Source organism: Streptomyces alboflavus, assembly GCF_000716675.1.
Classification (GTDB): domain Bacteria; phylum Actinomycetota; class Actinomycetes; order Streptomycetales; family Streptomycetaceae; genus Streptomyces; species Streptomyces alboflavus.
This window is the reverse complement of the sequence record NZ_JNXT01000010.1, coordinates 110,868-131,344: the sequence shown is the minus strand read 5'-3', so window position 1 is coordinate 131,344 and position 20,477 is coordinate 110,868. Positions and strand designations below refer to the sequence as shown.

The following is a 20,477-nucleotide window of genomic DNA, read 5'->3' as shown; positions in this document are numbered from 1 at the left end:
GCACATGAACGGCACCGGCGAGCAGCCCGAGGGCACGGTGCCCGCCCCCCGTGACACCTCCGGCGACGTCATCGGCGTCCGCAGGGGCATGTTCGGCGCCGACGACGGCGGCGACACCTCCGGGTACGGCGGCCTCGTCCGCACCATCACCCTGCCCGGCGCCTCCTCGCGCCCCTACGGCGGCTGGTTCGACGAGGTCGCCGACGAACTCGAAGGCGCCCTGGAGGAACAGGGCCTCGTCCCCGAGAACGCCATCGAGAAGACGGTCGTCGACCGCGGCGAGCTGACCTTCCACATCGCGCGCGAGCACCTCGTGCGGGTCGCCCGCACCCTGCGCGACGACCCGGCGCTGCGCTTCGAGCTGTGCACCGGCGTCAGCGGCGTGCACTTCCTGGAGGACAAGGGCCGCGAGCTGCACGCCGTCTACCACCTGCGCTCGATCACCCACAACCGCCTGATCCGCCTGGAGGTCAGCGCCCCGGACGCCGATCCGCACGTCCCCTCGCTCGTCGCCGTCTACCCGACGAACGACTGGCACGAGCGCGAGACGTACGACTTCTTCGGGCTGATCTTCGACGGCCACCCGGCCCTCACGCGGATCATGATGCCGGACGACTGGCAGGGCTTCCCCCAGCGCAAGGACTACCCACTCGGCGGCATCCCCGTCGAATACAAGGGCGCCCAGATCCCGGCTCCGGACCAGCGGAGGTCGTACTCGTGACTTCTCCTCACACCGCTCCCCACGCAACCCCCCGCGCCACGACGGAAGGCACCGTCTACACCGTCACCGGCGGCGACTGGGACGAGGTCGTCCAGTCCGCGGCGAGGGCCGACGACGAGCGCATCGTCGTCAACATGGGGCCGCAGCACCCCTCCACGCACGGCGTGCTCCGGCTCATCCTGGAGATCGAGGGCGAGACGGTCTCCGAGGCCCGCTGCGGCATCGGCTATCTGCACACGGGCATCGAGAAGAACCTGGAGTACCGCACCTGGACCCAGGGCACCACGTTCGTCACGCGCATGGACTATCTGACGTCCTTCTACAACGAGACGGCCTACTGCCTCGGCGTGGAGAAGCTGCTCGGCATCGAGGACCAGATCCCCGACCGCGCCACGATCCTCCGGGTGCTCCTGATGGAGCTGAACCGGATGTCCTCGCACCTGGTCTGCATCGCCACCGGCGGCATGGAACTCGGCGCGACGACCATCATGATCTACGGCTTCCGCGATCGTGAACTCATTCTCGACATCTACGAGCTGATCACCGGCCTGCGCATGAACCACGCGTACATCCGGCCCGGCGGACTCGCCCAGGACCTGCCGCCCGGCGCGGTGGACCAGATCCGCGAGTTCGTGAAGAAGATGCACAAGAACCTTCCGGAGTACGACAAGCTCGCCACCGGAAACCCCATCTTCAAGGCCCGCATGCAGGACGTCGGCTACCTCGACCTGTCGGGCTGCATGGCCCTCGGCGCCACCGGCCCGGTCCTGCGCTCGGCCGGCCTCCCGCACGACCTGCGCAAGGCCCAGCCCTACTGCGGCTACGAGACGTACGACTTCGACGTCCCCACCGCCGACACCTGCGACTCCTACGGGCGCTTCCTGATCCGCCTGGAGGAGATGCGCCAGTCCCTGCGCATCATCGAGCAGTGCCTGGACCGCCTGGAGCCGGGCCCGGTCATGGTCGCCGACAAGAAGATCGCCTGGCCCGCCCAGCTGGCCCTCGGCCCCGACGGCCTCGGCAACTCGCTCGACCACATCAAGAAGATCATGGGCACCTCCATGGAGGCCCTGATCCACCACTTCAAGCTGGTGACGGAAGGCTTCCGGGTCCCGCCCGGACAGGCCTACGCCGCCGTGGAGTCGCCCAAGGGCGAACTGGGCGTGCACGTCGTCTCCGACGGCGGCACCCGCCCCTACCGGGTCCACTTCCGCGACCCGTCCTTCACCAATCTGCAGGCCATGGCGGCGATGTGCGAGGGCGGCCAGGTCGCCGACGTCATCGTCGCCGTCGCGTCCATCGACCCCGTGATGGGAGGCGTCGACCGGTGACCACCAGTTCCCCCGAGGGCGTCAGCCTGGGCATGCCCCAACTGCCCCCGCCGGACTACCCGGACGATGTCCGCGCCCGCCTCGAGGCCGACGCGCGCGAACTCATCGCCCGCTACCCCGACTCCCGCTCGGCGCTCCTTCCGCTGCTGCACCTGGTGCAGTCGGAGGAAGGCCATGTGACCCGCACCGGCATGCAGTTCTGCGCGGACATGCTGGACCTGACCACCGCGGAGGTGACGGCGGTCGCGACCTTCTACACCATGTACCGCCGCAAGCCCTCCGGCGACTACCAGGTCGGCGTCTGCACCAACACGCTGTGCGCGGTCATGGGCGGCGACGCCATCTTCGAGGCCCTCCAGGAGCACCTGGGCGTCGGCAACGGCGAGACCACCGACGACGGCAAGGTGACGCTGGAGCACATCGAGTGCAACGCCGCCTGCGACTTCGCCCCCGTGGTGATGGTCAACTGGGAGTTCTTCGACAACCAGACCCCGGGCAGCGCCAAGCGCCTCGTCGACGACCTGCGCTCCGGCGCCCAGGTCGAGCCCACCCGCGGCGCCCCCCTGTGCACCTTCAAGGAGACGTCCCGGATCCTCGCGGGCTTCCCCGACGAGCGCCCCGGCGCCGTCGACGCGACCGGCGGCGCGGGCCCCGCCTCGCTGATCGGACTGCGCCTGGCCAAGGGCGAGGTGTCCCCCGCGCGCGTGGTCCACCCGCGTGCGGGCGGACCGGAGGACACCCAGCCGCACGACCCGTCGCCCAGTGAGCACCTCAGCTCGCACGACGCGCCGCAGAAGACCTCGGCCTCCGACCCGGCCCACCCGGCCGGACCGACCGCCGAGGAGGGGGAGTGATGACGTTGGCCGCCGAGATCGACAACGAGACCAGCCCGGAGAAGCTGCTCGCGCCGGTGCTCTCCGCCTTCTGGGACGAGGACAAGTCCTGGACGCTGGAGACCTACCGCCGCCACGACGGCTACGAGGGGCTGCGCAAGGCCCTCGCGATGGCGCCGGACGACCTGATCGCCTATGTGAAGGACTCGGGCCTGCGCGGCCGCGGCGGCGCGGGCTTCCCCACCGGAATGAAGTGGCAGTTCATTCCGCAGGGCGACGGCAAACCGCACTATCTAGTTGTCAACGCCGACGAGTCGGAGCCCGGGACGTGCAAGGACATCCCGCTCCTCTTCGCGAACCCGCACAGCCTCATCGAGGGCATCGTGATCGCCTGTTACGCGATCCGGTCTTCGCATGCGTTCATCTATCTGCGGGGTGAAGTCGTCCCCGTCCTTCGACGGCTGCACGAGGCCGTCCGTGAGGCCTACGCGGCGGGCTATCTCGGCAAGAACGTCCTCGGCAGCGGACTCGACCTCGAACTCACCGTGCACGCGGGCGCGGGCGCGTACATCTGCGGTGAGGAGACCGCGCTGCTCGATTCGCTGGAAGGCCGCCGTGGCCAGCCGCGACTCCGTCCCCCTTTCCCCGCGGTCGCGGGCCTCTACGCATGCCCCACTGTTGTCAACAACGTCGAGTCCATCGCATCGGTTCCCGCGATCCTGAATCGCGGAAAAGACTGGTTCAAGTCGATGGGCAGCGAGAAGTCGCCCGGCTTCACGCTCTATTCGCTCAGCGGGCACGTCACCTCGCCCGGCCAGTACGAGGCCCCGCTCGGCATCACGCTGCGCCAGCTCCTCGACATGAGCGGCGGCATGCGGGCGGGCCACCGCCTCAAGTTCTGGACGCCCGGCGGCTCCTCGACGCCGATGTTCACCGACGAGCACCTCGACGTGCCGCTCGACTACGAGGGCGTGGGCGCCGCCGGATCCATGCTCGGCACCAAGGCCCTGCAGTGCTTCGACGAGACGACCTGCGTGGTGCGGGCCGTGACGCGCTGGACCGAGTTCTACGCCCACGAGTCCTGCGGCAAGTGCACGCCCTGCCGCGAAGGGACGTACTGGCTGGTGCAGTTGCTGCGCGACATCGAGGCCGGCAAGGGCGTCATGTCCGACCTCGACAAGCTGAACGACATCGCCGACAACATCAACGGCAAGTCCTTCTGCGCCCTCGGCGACGGCGCCGCCTCGCCGATCTTCTCCTCGCTGAAGTACTTCCGCGAGGAGTACGAGCAGCACATCACCGGCCGGGGCTGCCCCTTCGACCCCGCCAAGTCCACGCTCTGGGCCGACCGCGGCCGGTCCGACACCCACACGGAGGTGAACGCATGACAGTGACCACCAATAGCGCTCCCTCCGGGGGCGGGGAAGCGGCGGTACCGCCGGAGGACCTGGTCTCACTGACGATCGACGGCATCGAGATCAGCGTCCCGAAGGGCACCCTGGTGATCCGCGCCGCCGAGCTCCTCGGCATCGAGATCCCGCGTTTCTGCGACCACCCGCTGCTCGACCCCGCCGGTGCCTGCCGTCAGTGCATCGTCGAGGTCGAGGGCCAGCGCAAGCCGATGGCCTCCTGCACCATCACCTGCACCGACGGCATGGTGGTGAAGTCGCAGCTGACGTCGCCGGTCGCCGAGAAGTCGCAGCGCGGTGTGATGGAGCTGCTCCTCATCAACCACCCGCTGGACTGCCCGGTCTGCGACAAGGGCGGCGAGTGCCCGCTGCAGAACCAGGCGATGCAGGTCGGCGACCCGGACTCGCGGTTCGAGGGCAAGAAGCGCACGTACGAGAAGCCCGTGCCGATCTCCACGCAGGTGCTGCTCGACCGTGAGCGGTGCGTGCTGTGCGCGCGCTGCACCCGCTTCTCCAACCAGATCGCGGGCGACCCGATGATCGAGCTGATCGAGCGCGGCGCGCTCCAGCAGGTCGGCACGGGCGAGGGTGACCCCTTCGAGTCGTACTTCTCCGGGAACACCATCCAGATCTGCCCGGTGGGCGCGCTCACCTCGCACGCGTACCGCTTCCGGTCGCGCCCCTTCGACCTGGTGTCGTCGCCGTCGGTGTGCGAGCACTGCGCGGGCGGTTGCGCGACGCGCACCGACCACCGGCGCGGCAAGGTCATGCGGCGGCTCGCGCAGGACGACCCCGAGGTCAACGAGGAGTGGATCTGCGACAAGGGGCGCTTCGGCTTCCGGTACGCGCAGAAGCCGGACCGGCTGACCACGCCCCTGGTGCGGGACGCCGAATCCGGGCAGCTGGTGCCGGCTTCGTGGCCCGAGGCGCTGGAGACGGCCGCCAAGGGGCTCGCCGCCGCCCGCGGGCGTGCCGGAGTGCTGACCGGCGGACGGCTCACCGTGGAGGACGCCTACGCGTACAGCAAGTACGCGCGCGTGGCGCTCGGTACGAACGACATCGACTTCCGCGCGCGGGTGCACAGCAGTGAGGAGGCCGACTTCCTCGCGGCGCGCGTCGCCGGGCGCGGCCGGGACCTCGACGGCACCGGCGTCACGTACAGCACGCTGGAGAAGGCCCCGGCGGTGCTGCTCGTCGGGATGGAGTCCGAGGAGGAGGCGCCCGGCGTCTTCCTGCGGCTGCGCAAGGCCTGGCGCAAGCACGGCCAGCGCACCTTCTCGCTCGCCACGTACTCCACCCGCGGCCTGGAGAAGGCCGGTGGCACGCTCCTTCCGGCCGCGCCCGGCACCGAGACCGAGTGGCTGGACGCGCTCGCCGCGGGCGTGGGGCTCGCGGACGACGGCGCGAAGGCCGCCGAGGCGCTGCGCTCCGAAGGCGCCGTGATCGTGGTCGGGGAGCGGCTCGCGGCGGTACGGGGCGGGCTCACCGCCGCCGTGCGGGCCGCGTCCGCGACCGGTGCCCAGCTGGTGTGGATTCCGCGCCGCGCGGGCGAGCGCGGGGCGATCGAGGCGGGCGCCGTGCCGTCGCTGCTCCCGGGCGGCCGCCCGGCCACCGACCCGCGCGCGCGGGACGAGGTCGCCGGTGCCTGGGGCGTCGCCGAACTCCCGCACCGCTACGGCCGGGACACCGGCCAGATCATCGAGGCCGCCGCGACCGGCGAACTGGGCGCGCTGCTCGTCGCGGGCGTGGACGTCGCCGACCTGCCCGACCCGGCACGCGCGCGTGCCGCCCTCGACGAGGTCGGCTTCCTGGTCTCCCTGGAGCTGCGCCCGAGCGAGGTGACGGAACGGGCCGACGTGGTCCTTCCGGTGGCCGCCGTCGCCGAGAAGCCGGGCACGTTCCTCAACTGGGAGGGCAGGGCCCGGCTTTTCGAGGCAGCGCTGAAGCCGGACCAGATGACCCGCACGTCGTCCCCGGCGGACGCCCGTGTCCTGCACATGCTGGCCGACGCGGGCGACATCCACCTGGGCCTGCCCGACCTGCTGACGATCCGGCGCGAGCTGGACCGGCTCGGCGGCTGGGACGGGCCGCACGCCACCGAGCCGTTGGAGACCGGCGCCCAGCCGCCCCGGCCGGCCGCCGGTGAGGCCGTGCTCGCCGGTCACCGGCTGCTGCTCGACCAGGGCCGCCTCCAGGAGGGCGACGACGCGCTCGCCGGGACGCGGCACGCCGCGGTGGCCCGGCTCTCGGCGGCCACAGCGGCCGAGGTCGGCGTCAAGGGCGGCGACACGCTCACCGTCACCGGTCCCGCGGGTACGACCACGCTGCCGCTCCTTGTCACCCAGATGCCCGACCGGGTGGTCTGGCTCCCGCTGAACTCGACCGGGGGAGGCGTCACTTCTGACACCGGCGCCCGTCCGGGCGATCTGGTCCGCGTCGGCCCGGCCGCATCGGTGGCCCCCGCCGAGGCCACGGAGGTGACGTCGTGATGCTTCAGGCAGTGCACACCGCGCAGGCATCGGTGCCGCTCGCGGCCGAGGACCTGTCGATGTTCGGCAGGGACCCCTGGTGGCTGATCGGCCTGAAGGCCGTCTTCTGCTTCGCGTTCCTGATGGTGATGGTGCTGTTCTCCATCGTGTGGGAGCGCAAGGTCGTGGCCTGGATGCAGCTGCGCATCGGCCCGAACCGGCACGGCCCCTGGGGCATGCTGCAGTCCCTCGCGGACGGCATCAAGCTGATGCTCAAGGAAGACCTGGTCGTCAAGCGCGCGGACAAGGTGGTCTACATCCTCGCGCCGGTGGTCGCCGCGATCCCCGCCTTCATGGCGATCGCGGTGATCCCCTTCGGGCCCGCGGGCAACGAAGTGTCGATCTTCGGGCACCGCACCACGATGCAGCTCACCGACCTGCCGATCGCGATGCTCTACATCCTCGCGGTCGCCTCGGTCGGCATCTACGGCATCGTGCTCGCGGGCTGGAGCTCCGGCTCGACGTACCCGCTGCTCGGCGGTCTCCGCTCGTGCGCGCAGATGATCTCCTACGAGATCGCGATGGGCGCCGCGTTCGCCTCGGTCTTCCTGTACTCCGGGTCGATGTCGACGTCGCGGATCGTGGAGGCGCAGGAGGGCCGCTGGTACGTCCTGCTGCTTCCGGTCTCGTTCCTGATCTACATCGTGACGATGATCGGCGAGACCAACCGCGCGCCGTTCGACATGCCGGAGTCCGAGGGCGACCTCGTCGGCGGCTTCAACACCGAGTACTCGTCGATCAAGTTCGCGATCTTCATGCTCGCCGAGTACATCAACATGATCACCGTCTCGGCCGTGTCCGTGACGCTCTTCCTGGGCGGCTGGCGGGCTCCCTGGCCCATCAGCACCTTCTGGGAGGGCGCGAACCACGGCTGGTGGCCGATGGCCTGGTTCGTGCTCAAGGTCCAGCTGCTGTTGTTCTTCTTCATCTGGCTGCGCGGCACGCTGCCCCGAGTCCGCTATGACCAGCTGATGAAGCTCGGCTGGAAGGTCCTCATCCCGGTGTCGGTGGTGTGGCTGATGCTCGTCGCCACGGTGCGGGCGCTGCGCAACGAGGACTACGACTTCAGCGAGATCGCGCTCTACGTAGGCGGCGGAGTGCTCGCCCTGTTGTTGCTCTCCGTACTCGTGGACATCTTCCGCGACAAGCGTGAGAAGCAGGAGATCGCGGCTTCCCCGCCGGAGGAATCCGCCGCCTTCGACCCGATGGCCGGGGGATTCCCCGTGCCGCCGCTGCCCGGACAGACCCTGCCGCCGGTGCCGCGCCGACGCCCGCGCCATGAGCGGGAGTTGATTGTCAGTGGTGGGCCCGATACTCAAAGTGACGGAAAGGAGGCGTCCGATGGCTGAGCAGTCGAACATGCCGGACCGGCCGAAGCGCTCGCAGCCGCCCGAGCAGCAGCAGGCGGCCGACCCGCAGCAGTCGAACCAGTCCAACCAGGGGTTCCAGAACCCCGTCGCGGGCTTCGGCGTGACCTTCAAGGCCATGTTCAAGAAGCGGCTGACCGAGCAGTATCCGGAGCAGCAGAAGACCACCGCACCCCGGTTCCACGGCCGGCACCAGCTCAACCGCCATCCGGACGGCCTGGAGAAATGCGTCGGCTGCGAGCTGTGCGCCTGGGCCTGTCCCGCGGACGCCATCTATGTGGAGGGCGCGGACAACACCGAAGAGGAGCGCTACTCCCCGGGCGAGCGGTACGGCCGCGTCTACCAGATCAACTACGCCCGCTGCATCCTCTGCGGCCTGTGCATCGAGGCGTGCCCCACGCGCGCGCTGACGATGACGAACGAGTTCGAGCTCGCCGACAGCAGCCGCGAGAACCTGATCTACACCAAGGAGCAGCTGCTCGCCGGCCTCGAAGAGGACATGGTCGACACGCCGCACGCGATCTACCCCGGCATGGACGAGGGCGACTACTACCGCGGTCTCGTCACCCAGGCCGCGCCGGGCACGGTGCCCCAAGTGGCCGTCTCCAAGGGCGAGAAGCCCGTCCCCGGGGACGAGGCCTTCGACGGATCCGGCTCCGGTGAAGGGTCCGGGGCCTCGCGCGAGCAGGGGGTGGACGCATGACCGCCCTCGCGGCCTACACCACCTCCACAGGCGAGGCCGTCCAGTTCTGGGTGCTCGCCACGGTCGCCGTGATCGGCGCGCTGTGCACGATCCTGATGCGCAAGGCGGTCCACAGCGCGCTCTGCCTCGCCGGGACCATGATCATCCTCGCGGTGTTCTACCTGGCCAACGGCGCGTACTTCCTGGGCATCGTGCAGATCGTGGTCTACACGGGCGCGATCATGATGCTGTTCCTCTTCGTGGTCATGCTCGTCGGCGTCACCGCCGCCGACTCCCTGAAGGAGACCATCAAAGGCCAGCGCTGGCTGGCCGCCCTGTGCGGATTCGGCTTCGCCATCCTGCTGTTCGCGGGCATCGGCAACGCATCGCTGAAGGACTTCAACGGCCTGGCCAAGGCCAACGAGGGCGGCAACGTGGAGGGCCTCGCGTCCCTCATCTTCACGAAGTACGTCTTCGCCTTCGAGATCACCGGCGCCCTGCTGATCACGGCGACGGTCGGCGCGATGGTCCTCACCCACCGCGAGCGCACGGAGCGCGCCAAGACGCAGCGCGAGCGCGCCGAGGAGCGCGTGCGCGAGGGCAAGCACCTTCCGCCGCTGCCGGCCCCGGGTGTGTACGCCCGGCACAACGCGGTGGACATCGCGGGCCTGCTCCCGGACGGCACGCCTTCGGAGCTGACGGTCAACCAGACGCTGCGTGAGCGCGGCCAGATCCGAGACGTCTCCAGCGAGGCGCTGAACGACCTGCGGGCCCTGGAGCAGCGTGCCGCCGACCGTCTGGAGCGGCCAGGGTCGGTCCGGCCGGACACCGGCCGGAGCGGTGAGGGCGATTCCGGGTCCGACCCCGTCGCCGCCGCGGCGGGCGAGCAGACCGAGGAGGCGTCGAAGTGAATCCGGTCAACTACCTGTATCTGGCGGCCCTGCTGTTCGCCATCGGCGCCACTGGCGTGCTGATCCGGCGGAACGTGATCGTCGTCTTCATGTGCGTCGAGCTGATGCTGAACGCCTGCAACCTCGCGTTCGTCGCCTTCGCCCGGCTGCACGGGAACTTGGACGGCCAGATCATCGCCTTCTTCACGATGGTCGTCGCGGCAGCGGAAGTCGTGGTCGGGCTCGCGATCATCGTGTCGCTGTTCCGCTCCCGTCACTCGGCCTCGGTCGACGACGCCAGCCTGATGAAGCTGTAAGGGGTCGCTAGAACCGTGGACACAGAGAACTTGATTGCGCTGCTGGTGGCGGCGCCTCTGCTCGGAGCGGCCGTGCTGCTGTGCGGCGGGCGCCGCCTCGACCGGGTGGGCCACTGGCTCGGCACGGCGCTCGCGGCCGTCTCCTTCGTGATCGGGCTTGTGCTCTTCACCGACATGCTGGGCAAGGGGGCCGAGGACCGGACCCTGAACCAGCACCTGTTCAGCTGGATCCCCGTCGAGGGCTTCCAGGCGGACGTCGCCTTCCAGCTCGACCAGCTGTCGGTGACGTTCGTCCTGCTGATCTCCGGCGTGGGCACCCTGATCCACCTGTACTCGATCGGGTACATGGAGCACGACGAGCGGCGCCGCCGCTTCTTCGGCTACCTGAACCTGTTCCTCGCGGCGATGCTCCTGCTCGTCCTCGCCGACAACTACCTGCTCCTGTACGTCGGCTGGGAGGGCGTGGGCCTCGCCTCGTACCTCCTGATCGGCTTCTGGCAGCACAAGCCCAGCGCGGCCACGGCGGCCAAGAAGGCCTTCCTGGTCAACCGGGTCGGCGACATGGGTCTTTCGATCGCCATCATGCTGATGTTCACCACCTTCGGGACGTTCGCCTTCGGCGATGTCCTGGAGGCCACCGGTGAGACGGGCGAGGGCAAGCTGACGGCGATCGGCCTGATGCTGCTGCTCGCGGCCTGCGGCAAGTCCGCCCAGGTGCCGCTGCAGTCCTGGCTCGGGGACGCGATGGAGGGCCCGACCCCGGTCTCGGCCCTGATCCACGCGGCGACGATGGTGACCGCCGGTGTGTACCTGATCGTGCGCTCGGGGGAGATCTTCAACGCCGCCCCGGACGCGCAGTTGGCCGTGACCGTCGTGGGCGCGGTGACGCTCCTCTTCGGTGCGATCGTCGGTTGCGCGAAGGACGACATCAAGAAGGCCCTCGCCGGGTCGACGATGTCCCAGATCGGCTACATGATCCTGGCCGCGGGCCTCGGCCCCATCGGCTACGTCTTCGCGATCATGCACCTGGTGACGCACGGCTTCTTCAAGGCTGGGCTCTTCCTCGGCGCCGGTTCGGTCATGCACGGCATGAACGACGAGGTGGACATGCGGAAGTACGGGGGCCTGCGGAAGTACATGCCGGTGACCTTCGTGACCTTCGGCCTCGGCTATCTCGCCATCATCGGCTTCCCCGGCCTGTCCGGCTTCTTCTCCAAGGACAAGATCATCGAGGCGGCGTTCGCCAAGGGCGGCACGGAGGGCTGGATCCTCGGCTCCGTGGCGCTGCTCGGCGCGGCCATCACGGCGTACTACATGACCCGCGTGATGATCATGACCTTCTTCGGCGAGAAGCGCTGGGAGCCGGACGCGGAGGGCAAGCAGCCGCATCCGCACGAGTCGCCGAAGTCCATGACGATCCCGATGATCCTGCTCGCCGTCGGTTCGGTGTGCGCGGGCGGCTTCTTCAGCATCGGCGACCGCTTCATGCACTGGCTGGAGCCGGTCACCCACCACGACCACGGCGACTCCCCGCTGAGCGCCGCCACGGTCACGGGCGCCACGATGGTGGTCCTCGTCATCGGCGTCACCCTGGCCTGGCTCCAGTACGGCAGGCGGCCGGTGCCCTCAGTGGCCCCGCGCGGCTCGCTGCTCACCCGCGCGGCCCGCCGCGACCTGCTCCAGGACGACTTCAACCACGTGGTCCTGGTGCGCGGCGGCGAGCACCTCACGCGCTCCCTGGTGTACGTCGACCACACCCTGGTGGACGGCGTGGTCAATGGCACGGCGGCCTCGGTCGGCGGGCTCTCCGGACGGCTGCGCAAGCTGCAGAACGGCTTCGCCCGCAGCTACGCGGTCTCGATGTTCGGCGGCGTGGCGGTCCTCATCGCCGCGACCCTGCTGATGAGGGCGGTCTGATACCGATGTCGTTTCCTCTGCTGACAGCGACGGCCGCGCTTCCCGCGGTCGGCGCGATCGCCACGGCGGCCGTCCCGGCCGCACGGCGGACCGCCGCCAAGTGGCTCGCGCTGTTCTTCTCGCTGGCCACGCTCGTGCTGGCCGTCGTGGTCGCCGTCCGGTTCGACCCGGACGGCGACCGCTATCAACTGACCGAATCACGCGCCTGGATCAGTGACTTCGGGGTGCGGTACGAACTGGGCGTCGACGGCATCGGCGTCGCCCTGATCGCGCTCACCGCCCTGCTGATCCCCTTCATCATCCTGGCGGGCTGGCACGACGCGGATCCCCTGGAGACGAAGTCGTCGCGCTGGCGGCCGACCCAGGGCTTCTTCGCCCTGATCCTGGCCGTCGAGGCGATGGTGATCATCTCCTTCGAGGCCACCGACGTCTTCCTCTTCTACATCTTCTTCGAAGCCATGCTCATCCCGATGTACTTCCTCATCGGCGGCTTCGGAGACCGCGCCCACGCGGGCAGCGACGAGAAGGCCTCGGCGCAGCGCTCGTACGCGGCCGTGAAGTTCCTGCTCTACAACCTGGTCGGCGGCCTCATCATGCTGGCCGCCGTGATCGGGCTCTACGTAGTCGCCGGGAACTTCTCGCTCCAGGAGATCGCCGAAGCACGGGCCAACGGCTCGCTGGACATGGCGACCAACACCGAGCGGCTGCTGTTCCTCGGGTTCTTCTTCGCCTTCGCGGTGAAGGCCCCGCTGTGGCCGCTGCACACCTGGCTGCCGAACGCGATGGGCGAGGCCACGGCCCCGGTCGCCGTGCTGATCACGGCGGTGGTCGACAAGGGCGGCACGTTCGCGATGCTGCGCTTCTGCCTCCAGCTGTTCCCGGAGGCGAGCAAGTGGGCGACACCGGCGATCCTGGTGCTCGCCCTGATCAGCATCATCTACGGAGCGCTGCTCGCCGTCGGCCAGCGCGACATCAAGCGCCTGGTGGCGTACGCGTCGATCTCGCACTTCGGGTTCATCATCCTCGGCATCTTCGCGATGACGTCCCAGGGGCAGTCCGGCGCGACGCTCTACATGGTCAACCACGGCCTCTCCACGGCCGCCCTGATGCTGGTCGCCGGCTTCCTGATCTCGCGCCGCGGCTCGCGTCTGATCGCGGACTACGGAGGAGTGCAGAAGGTCGCGCCGGTGCTCGCGGGCACGTTCCTGATCGGCGGTCTGGCCACGCTGTCGCTGCCGGGGCTCGCGCCGTTCGTGAGTGAGTTCCTGGTCCTGGTGGGCACGTTCGCGCGCTATCCGGCGGTCGGGATCATCGCGACCTTCGGCATCGTGCTCGCCGCGCTCTACACCCTCGTGCTCTACCAGCGGACGATGACGGGCCCGGTGAAGCCGGAGGTCGCGTCGATGCCCGACCTGAAGGTGCGCGAGCTGGCCGTGGTGGCCCCGCTGATCGCCCTCCTGATCGTCCTCGGCGTCTATCCGAAGCCGGTCACCGAGCTGGTGAACCCCGCGGTCAAGCACACCATGTCCGACGTCCAGAAGAAGGACCCCAAGCCCGAAGTGGAGGCCGCCAAGTGAGTGCGACAGCCGTCCACAGCCTGTGGACAACGGCGGCCGACCCGATCGACAAGATCGACGCGCCGAACATCGAGTACGGCCAGCTGGCACCGACCCTGATCGTCATCGGTGCCGCCGTCATCGGAGTGCTCATCGAAGCCTTCGTGCCGCGCAAGTCCCGTTACTACGCCCAGCTGTTCGTGTCCGTCGTCGCCCTCGCCGCAGCCTTCGCCGCGGTCGTCGCCCTCGCGGCCGGGGGCTACGGCACCACGAAGGCCCGCATCGCGGCGATGGGAGCCATCGCCGTCGACGGTCCCGCGCTCTTCCTCCAGGGCACCATTCTCCTCGCAGGCCTGGTCGCGATCTTCACCTTCGCGGAGCGCAAGCTCGATCCGGTGGCGCACGGCAACCGCGTCGACTCCTTCGTGGCACAGGCCGGAGCCGTACCCGGCAGTGAGGGCGAACAGGCCGCCACCAAGGCCGGGTTCGCCACCACCGAGGTGTTCCCGCTGGCACTGTTCGCCATCGGCGGCATGCTGGTCTTCCCGTCGGCGAACGACCTGCTGACGTTCTTCATCGCCCTGGAGGTCTTCTCGCTGCCGCTGTACCTGCTGTGCGCCCTGGCGCGCCGCAAGCGGCTCATGTCGCAGGAAGCGGCCGTGAAGTACTTCCTCCTCGGCGCCTTCGCCTCCGCGTTCACGCTGTTCGGCATCGCGCTGATCTACGGCTACGCGGGCTCGGTGTCGTACGGCACGGTCGCCAAGGTCGTCGACGGCACGATCACCACGGTCGACCCCGCCCTCGCGGGCACCATGGGCAACGACGCGCTGCTCCTCATCGGCTCCGCGATGATCGTGATGGGCCTGCTCTTCAAGGTCGGCGCGGTGCCGTTCCACATGTGGACGCCCGACGTCTACCAGGGCGCGCCCACGCCGGTGACGGGCTTCATGGCTGCGGCGACGAAGGTGGCCGCGTTCGGCGCGCTCCTGCGACTGCTCTACGTAGTGCTCCCGGGCCTGCGCTGGGACTGGCGGCCGGTGATGTACGGCGTCGCCGTGATCACGATGCTGGGCGGCGCGATCGTCGCGATCACCCAGACCGACATCAAGCGGCTCCTCGCGTACTCGTCGATCGCGCACGCGGGCTTCATCCTCGCGGGTGTCATCGCGACCACGAAGGACGGCGTCTCGTCGGTCCTTTTCTACCTGGGCGCGTACTCCTTCGTGACGATCGGCGCGTTCGCGGTGGTCACGCTGGTGCGGGACGCGGGCGGCGAGGCGACACACCTGTCGAAGTGGGCGGGGCTCGGCCGCCGCTCACCCCTGGTCGCCGCGGTGTTCGCCGTCTTCCTCCTCGCCTTCGCGGGCATCCCGCTGACCTCCGGGTTCTCGGGCAAGTTCGCGGTGTTCAAGGCGGCCGCCGAGGGTGGCGCGGGCGCGCTGGTCGTGGTCGGTGTGATCTCGTCCGCGATCGCGGCGTTCTTCTACATCCGCGTGATCGTCCTGATGTTCTTCAGCGAGCCGAAGGCGGACGGCCCGACGGTCGCCGTGCCGTCGCCGCTGACAATGACGGCGATCGGGCTCGGCGTCGCGGTGACCCTGGTGCTCGGTGTGGCGCCGCAGTACTTCCTCGATCTGGCCAGCCAGTCGGGAGTCTTCGTCCGGTAGGCGAGGGCTCCGGCCCGCCCGCCTCGTACGCCACCGCCCGGTGTCCCGCAGCTCGCGGGAGGCCGGGCGGTGGCGTGTGCGGGGTGCGGCGGTGCCGTGCGTGGCGGAGGCGCCGGGGCGGAGGTGGCGCATTCTTCACACTGCGGGGGCCGGCCTGTGGATAACTTCGTGGGCTGTCGGCGCGGACCCCTATCGTGGACGCAGTGGTGGAAGCACGCGGTGGTCGAGGCGTGACGTACGGGGGCTGGGCGATGTATGGGATCGGTGGCATGACAGAGATGGACGAGGGCGCGAGTCGGTTCGCGGAGCCGGACCCGTTCGACGACCCCTTCGGGGAGCCGGAGGAGGACCCGTTCGGCGACCCCGGCGAGGATCCGTTCGCGGACGCGCACCCGGGCACCGGAGCGGGCGCGGGCCGCGGCGCGGGCTCCGGCCGGGTAGCCGCGGGCAACGCGCTGGAGACACTGCACCGCGTCTTCGGGTACGACTCCTTCCGCGGCGAGCAGGAAGCGATCATCGACCATGTGATCGCGGGCGGCGACGCCGTCGTCCTCATGCCGACCGGCGGCGGCAAGTCCCTGTGCTACCAGATCCCGGCCCTGGTCCGCCCCGGCACCGGTGTCGTGGTCTCCCCGCTCATCGCGCTGATGCAGGACCAGGTGGACGCGCTCAGGGCGCTCGGCGTGCGGGCCGGGTTCATGAACTCCACGCAGGACTTCGACGAGCGCCGGGTGGTGGAGGCCGAGCTGCTCGCGGGCGAGCTCGACGTGCTCTACCTGGCGCCGGAGCGGCTGCGCCTGGACGCCACGCTCGGCCTGCTCTCCCGGGCCACGATCTCCGTCTTCGCCATCGACGAGGCGCACTGCGTCGCCCAGTGGGGCCACGACTTCCGCCCCGACTACCTGTCCCTGTCCGTCCTCGGCGAGCGCTGGCCGGACGTGCCCCGCATCGCCCTGACGGCGACCGCCACGGACGCCACGCACCGGGAGATCACCCAGCGCCTGGCCATGCCCGACGCCAAGCACTTCGTGGCGAGCTTCGACCGGCCGAACATCCAGTACCGGATCGTGCCCAAGGCGGACCCGAAGAAGCAGCTCCTCACCTTCCTGAAGGAGGAGCACGAGGGCGACGCGGGCATCGTCTACTGCCTCTCGCGCAATGGCGTGGAGCGCACCGCCGACTTCCTCCGCAGCCACGGCGTGGAAGCGGTGCCGTACCACGCGGGACTCGACAGCGGCACGCGCGCGCTGCACCAGTCGCGGTTCCTGCGCGAGGACGGCCTGGTGGTCGTCGCCACGATCGCCTTCGGCATGGGCATCGACAAGCCGGACGTCCGCTTCGTCGCCCACCTCGACCTGCCCAAGTCGGTCGAGGGGTACTACCAGGAGACAGGCCGCGCAGGCCGCGACGGCATGCCCTCCACGGCCTGGATGGCGTACGGCCTGCAGGACGTCGTCCAGCAGCGCAAGCTCATCCAGGGCAGCGAGGGCGACGAGGCGTTCCGGCGCCGGGCCGCCGCGCACCTGGACGCCATGCTGGCGCTGTGCGAGACGGCCCAGTGCCGCCGCGCCCAGCTCCTCACCTACTTCGGCCAGGACCCCACCGCCGAGTCCTGCGGCAACTGCGACACCTGCCTCACCCCGCCCGAGACCTGGGACGGGACGGTGGCCGCGCAGAAGCTCCTGTCGACCGTCGTGCGGCTGCAGCGGGAGCGCGGCCAGAAGTTCGGCGCCGGCCAGATCATCGACATCCTCCTGGGCCGCAGAACCGCCAAGATCATCCAGTTCGACCACGACCAGCTGTCCGTCTTCGGCATCGGCGAGGAGCTCGGCGAGGGCGAATGGCGGGGCGTGGTCCGGCAGTTGCTCGCCCAGGGGCTGCTCGCGGTCGAGGGGGAGTACGGCACGTTGGTGCTCACCGAGGCGAGTGGGTCCGTGCTCGGCCGGCAGCGCGAGGTGCCCCTGCGCAAGGAGCCCAAGAAGCCCGCCACCGCGGCGCGTTCCGGCTCCAAGGGCGAGCGCAAGGCGCGGGCCGCTGCCGCTGTGGCCGAGCTTGCGCCCGAGGCCGTGCCCATCTTCGAGGCGCTGCGGGCCTGGCGGGCCGCGCAGGCCCGTGAGCTGGGGGTTCCCGCCTATGTGATCTTCCATGACGCGACGTTGCGGGAGATCGCCACGGTGCGGCCCGCCTCCGTCGGGGAGCTGGGAGGCATCGGCGGGGTCGGCGAGAAGAAGTTGGCCACGTATGGGGAGGGTGTGCTTGAGGTGGTGGCGGGGGAGTAGGCCTCGCGGGTGCGCCCCAGTCCCGCCCCTCAAACGCCGGAGGGGCTGGAATTTCCAGCCCGTCCGGCGTTTGAGGACGAGGCGCGGAGCGCCGATAGCGGGGGTCTGGGGGCGGAGCCCCCAGTTACGGGAAGGGGTGGGACTGGGGAGCCCCCGGCAAGGCCCCCGGCCCTCAGCCCCGCGTAGCCGCGATCCGCCCCGTGACCTCGCCCAGGCCCACCCGGGTCCCGCCGGGACCGGGCGCCCACGCGGTCATCGTGACGACGTCACCGTCCTCGAGGAACGTCCGCTTGCCGTCGGGCAGTTCGAGCGGATCCCGCCCGTTCCAGGTCAACTCGATGAGGGAGCCGAACTGCTCGGGAGAGGGCCCGCTGACGGTGCCGGAGCCGTAGAGGTCACCGGTGCGGAGCGAAGCGCCGTTGACGGTCATGTGGGTGAGCTGCTGCGCGGCGGTCCAGTAGACGGTGGAGAAGGGGGGTTCGGAGATGACGTGGCCGTTGAGGGAGACGGTGATGCGGAGGTCGTAGCCGCCGGGCTCGTCCGCGACGGACTCGGCGGAGTCGTCGAGGTAGGGGAGCAGGGGCTCGGTGCGCGCGGGCGGGGCGACGCGGGCGGCGTCCAGGGCCTCCAGGGGCGTGATCCAGGCCGAGACGGAGGTGGCGAAGGACTTGCCGAGGAAGGGGCCGAGGGGGACGTACTCCCAGGCCTGGAGATCACGGGCGGACCAGTCGTTGAGCAGGCAGAGGCCGAAGACGTGCTCGCGGAAGTCCGTGAGGGGCACGGGGGTCCCGAGCGTGGAGGGCGCGCCGACGACGAAGCCGACCTCGGCCTCGATGTCGAGCTTGGTGGACGGGCCGAAGACGGGCGCGGTGTCGGCGGGCGTCTTGCGCTGACCGGTGGGGCGCACCACGTCCGTGCCGGAGACCACGACGGTGCCGGACCGGCCGTGGTAACCGATGGGCAGGTGCTTCCAGTTGGGGGTCAGCGGCGTGGGCGCGTCCGGGCGGAACATCCGGCCCAGGTTCGACGCGTGGTGTTCGGAGGCGTAGAAGTCGACGTAGTCCGCGACCTCGAAGGGCAGGTGCAGGGTGACGTCGGAGAGGGGGTGGAGCAGCGGGCGGACGGCGTCGCGGTGGGCGGGGACCGTCACCCAGGCGGTGAGGGCGCGGCGGACGTCGCTCCACGTCCGGCGTCCTGCGGCGAGCAGCGGACCCAGGGTGGGCTGGGCGAGCAGCGAGACATAGGGCGAGCCGAGGGCGGCGGCGGCCGCGCCCGCGTCCAGGACGTACGAACCGATGCGGACGCCGACCCGACGGCCGTCCGAGGCGGCGGAACCGGGCGCTGCTCCGGGCGCCGACCCGGTTGCGGAGCCCGTGGCGGACCCGGCCGGGGAGAAGACTCCGTACGGAAGGTTGTGCGGGCCGAAGGGGTCGCCCTCGGGGAGGTCGAGCGGGTTCTGCTCGGACATGCGTGCCTGCCTCGCTTTCCGGTCTGAGTGCCCCACACGTTACGTGGGATGCCTCTCCGGGGGCAGTGTCTAAAGAGTTCGCAATGTCCGGATGAACCAGGAGTGGAATGGTCAGTTCCTGCATAGCTTCCTTTAGGGGGACACGGACAGGGGTGGGTCCGGTTCGGCGCAGACGGACACGTGGGGGGACCCGTGACCATTTCAGGCGGCGGCATGGGGTTGAGGCCTGACCGCGAAGTGCCCGGACTGCTGGTGAAGTTCGGCGACTATCCGTTGCACCACGGCGGTGTGGGGGCGATCCGCAGCCTGGGACGGCTCGGCATCCCCATGTACGCGATCACCGAGGACCGGCACACGCCCGCGGCCGCGTCCCGCTACCTCACCCGTGCGTTCCCGTGGCCGACCACCGGCGTCGAGGATCCCGCGTACCTGGTGGAGGGGCTGCTGCGGATCGGGCGGCGGATCGGCAGGCCGACGGTGCTGATCCCGACGGACGAGGAAGCGGCGGTGCTGATCGCCGAGCACCAGCGGGAGTTGCGGGAGGCGGACTTCGGGGGCTTCCTGTTCCCGCCGGTGGCGCCCGCGCTGCCGCGGCGCCTCGCCAGCAAGCAGGGGCTGCACGAGCTGTGCGTGGAGCACGGCCTGTCCTCGCCCGCGTCGGTGTGCCCGCAGAGTCAGGAGGACGTGGAGAAGTTCGCCGCGACGGCACGGTTCCCGGTCGTGGCCAAGAACCGGGAGGCGTTCCAGCGCCGTCAACAGCCCGCCGTGAACGGCACCACTCGCATCAACACGCCCGCGGGCCTGCTGGAGCTGGCCCGCGACTGGGGCGAGCGGCCCGGCGTGATCCTCCAGGAGTATCTGCCGCGCGAGCAGGCCGAGGACTGGGTCGTGCACGCCTACTTCGACACGGACTCCGCCCCGCTCGCCCTGTTCACCGGCGTGAAGGTCCGTTCCTGGCCGCCGCATGCGGGGATGACGGCGAGGGCGTACGTCGTCGACAACCCGGAACTCGCGGATCTCGCCGCGCGTTTCATCAAAGAGATCGGCTTCGCCGGAGTCATCGACCTCGACCTCCGCTTCGACCGCCGCGACGGTCAGTACAAACTGCTCGACTTCAACCCACGCATGGGCGCCCAGTTCCGCCTCTTCGAGAGCGAGTCGGGGATCGACGTCGTCCGGGCGATGCATCTGCATCTGACCGGCCGTGCCGTTCCCGAGGGGGAGCAGCGCGCGGGACACCGCTATGTCGTGGAGAACATCGATCTGCCCGCCTATCTCGCCTACCGCCGCAGCGGCTATGTGACACCGCACGCGCCGTCCCGTGCCAGCGGCACGGAGCTGGCGTGGCTCGCGGCGGACGACATGCTGCCGGTCTTCACCATGCTCGCGCGCTTCGTACGGCCAGGAGCGAAGCATCTGTTCCAGCTGTGGCGGACCAACCGCCGCGGCGGCACGACCACGAAGTGACGGTGCGCCGTGCGGCGGCACGGCGCACAGGACGTCCTGGGGAGG

General features: G+C 70.0%; 15 protein-coding genes. 14 read left to right on the top strand and 1 reads right to left on the bottom strand.

Going from position 1 to position 20,477, the window contains the following annotated elements; all coding sequences use genetic code 11:
- The first annotated feature begins 4 nt into the window (after positions 1-4).
- The 13 genes from OO63_RS10655 (at position 5) to recQ (ending at position 17,497) form a co-directional block, all read left to right on the top strand.
- Positions 5-721: an NADH-quinone oxidoreductase subunit C gene (locus tag OO63_RS10655; protein WP_033264014.1), complete on the top strand. Its 717-nt coding sequence runs from the start codon at positions 5-7 to the stop codon at positions 719-721.
- Positions 718-2,052 carry an NADH-quinone oxidoreductase subunit D gene (locus OO63_RS10650; protein ID WP_030359121.1) on the top strand — a complete coding sequence of 445 codons (1,335 nt, stop codon included), beginning with the start codon at positions 718-720 and terminating at the stop codon, positions 2,050-2,052. The genes OO63_RS10655 and OO63_RS10650 overlap by 4 nt, the downstream gene beginning before the upstream one ends.
- Entirely contained in the window at positions 2,049-2,906 is an 858-nt protein-coding gene (nuoE, locus tag OO63_RS10645; protein WP_030359120.1) for an NADH-quinone oxidoreductase subunit NuoE, read from the top strand. Before OO63_RS10650 ends, nuoE begins: the two co-directional genes overlap by 4 nt.
- Complete coding sequence (gene nuoF / locus OO63_RS10640; protein ID WP_030359119.1) at positions 2,906-4,273, top strand: NADH-quinone oxidoreductase subunit NuoF; 1,368 nt, start codon at positions 2,906-2,908, stop codon at positions 4,271-4,273. Before nuoE ends, nuoF begins: the two co-directional genes overlap by 1 nt.
- Positions 4,270-6,783 (top strand): NADH-quinone oxidoreductase subunit G, encoded by a 2,514-nt coding sequence (locus OO63_RS10635; RefSeq protein ID WP_030359118.1) that lies wholly within the window; start codon positions 4,270-4,272, stop codon positions 6,781-6,783. Before nuoF ends, OO63_RS10635 begins: the two co-directional genes overlap by 4 nt.
- Positions 6,783-8,171 (top strand): NADH-quinone oxidoreductase subunit NuoH, encoded by a 1,389-nt coding sequence (nuoH, locus tag OO63_RS10630; protein ID WP_030359117.1) that lies wholly within the window; start codon positions 6,783-6,785, stop codon positions 8,169-8,171. The genes OO63_RS10635 and nuoH overlap by 1 nt, the downstream gene beginning before the upstream one ends.
- A complete protein-coding gene (gene nuoI / locus OO63_RS10625) occupies positions 8,164-8,892 on the top strand; it encodes an NADH-quinone oxidoreductase subunit NuoI (RefSeq protein WP_380836840.1) in 729 nt (242 codons plus the stop codon). Before nuoH ends, nuoI begins: the two co-directional genes overlap by 8 nt.
- Positions 8,889-9,782 (top strand): NADH-quinone oxidoreductase subunit J, encoded by an 894-nt coding sequence (locus OO63_RS10620; protein WP_030359115.1) that lies wholly within the window; start codon positions 8,889-8,891, stop codon positions 9,780-9,782. The genes nuoI and OO63_RS10620 overlap by 4 nt, the downstream gene beginning before the upstream one ends.
- On the top strand, positions 9,779-10,078 hold the full coding sequence (nuoK, locus tag OO63_RS10615; RefSeq protein WP_030359114.1) for an NADH-quinone oxidoreductase subunit NuoK: 300 nt from the start codon (positions 9,779-9,781) through the stop codon (positions 10,076-10,078). Before OO63_RS10620 ends, nuoK begins: the two co-directional genes overlap by 4 nt.
- 15 nt (positions 10,079-10,093) lie before the next feature.
- The gene (nuoL, locus tag OO63_RS10610; RefSeq protein WP_030359113.1) at positions 10,094-11,995 is read left to right on the top strand and encodes an NADH-quinone oxidoreductase subunit L; all 1,902 of its coding nucleotides are present in this window, start codon (positions 10,094-10,096) and stop codon (positions 11,993-11,995) included.
- A 5-nt stretch (positions 11,996-12,000) separates the two neighbouring features.
- Complete coding sequence (locus tag OO63_RS10605; RefSeq protein ID WP_033264000.1) at positions 12,001-13,572, top strand: NADH-quinone oxidoreductase subunit M; 1,572 nt, start codon at positions 12,001-12,003, stop codon at positions 13,570-13,572.
- A complete protein-coding gene (nuoN, locus tag OO63_RS10600) occupies positions 13,569-15,218 on the top strand; it encodes an NADH-quinone oxidoreductase subunit NuoN (RefSeq protein WP_030359111.1) in 1,650 nt (549 codons plus the stop codon). Before OO63_RS10605 ends, nuoN begins: the two co-directional genes overlap by 4 nt.
- Positions 15,219-15,487: 269 nt before the next feature.
- Entirely contained in the window at positions 15,488-17,497 is a 2,010-nt protein-coding gene (gene recQ, locus OO63_RS10595) for a DNA helicase RecQ (protein ID WP_078619065.1), read from the top strand.
- A gap of 172 nt (positions 17,498-17,669) precedes the next feature.
- Here recQ and fahA read toward each other — a convergent pair whose 3' ends face one another.
- Positions 17,670-18,965 carry a fumarylacetoacetase gene (gene fahA, locus OO63_RS10590; protein ID WP_030359109.1) on the bottom strand — a complete coding sequence of 432 codons (1,296 nt, stop codon included), beginning with the start codon at positions 18,963-18,965 and terminating at the stop codon, positions 17,670-17,672.
- Between the two features lie 213 nt (positions 18,966-19,178).
- Between fahA and OO63_RS10585 the strand changes: the two genes are divergently transcribed.
- The gene (locus OO63_RS10585; RefSeq protein ID WP_030359108.1) at positions 19,179-20,432 is read left to right on the top strand and encodes a carboxylate--amine ligase; all 1,254 of its coding nucleotides are present in this window, start codon (positions 19,179-19,181) and stop codon (positions 20,430-20,432) included.
- The last annotated feature ends 45 nt before the right edge of the window (positions 20,433-20,477 follow it).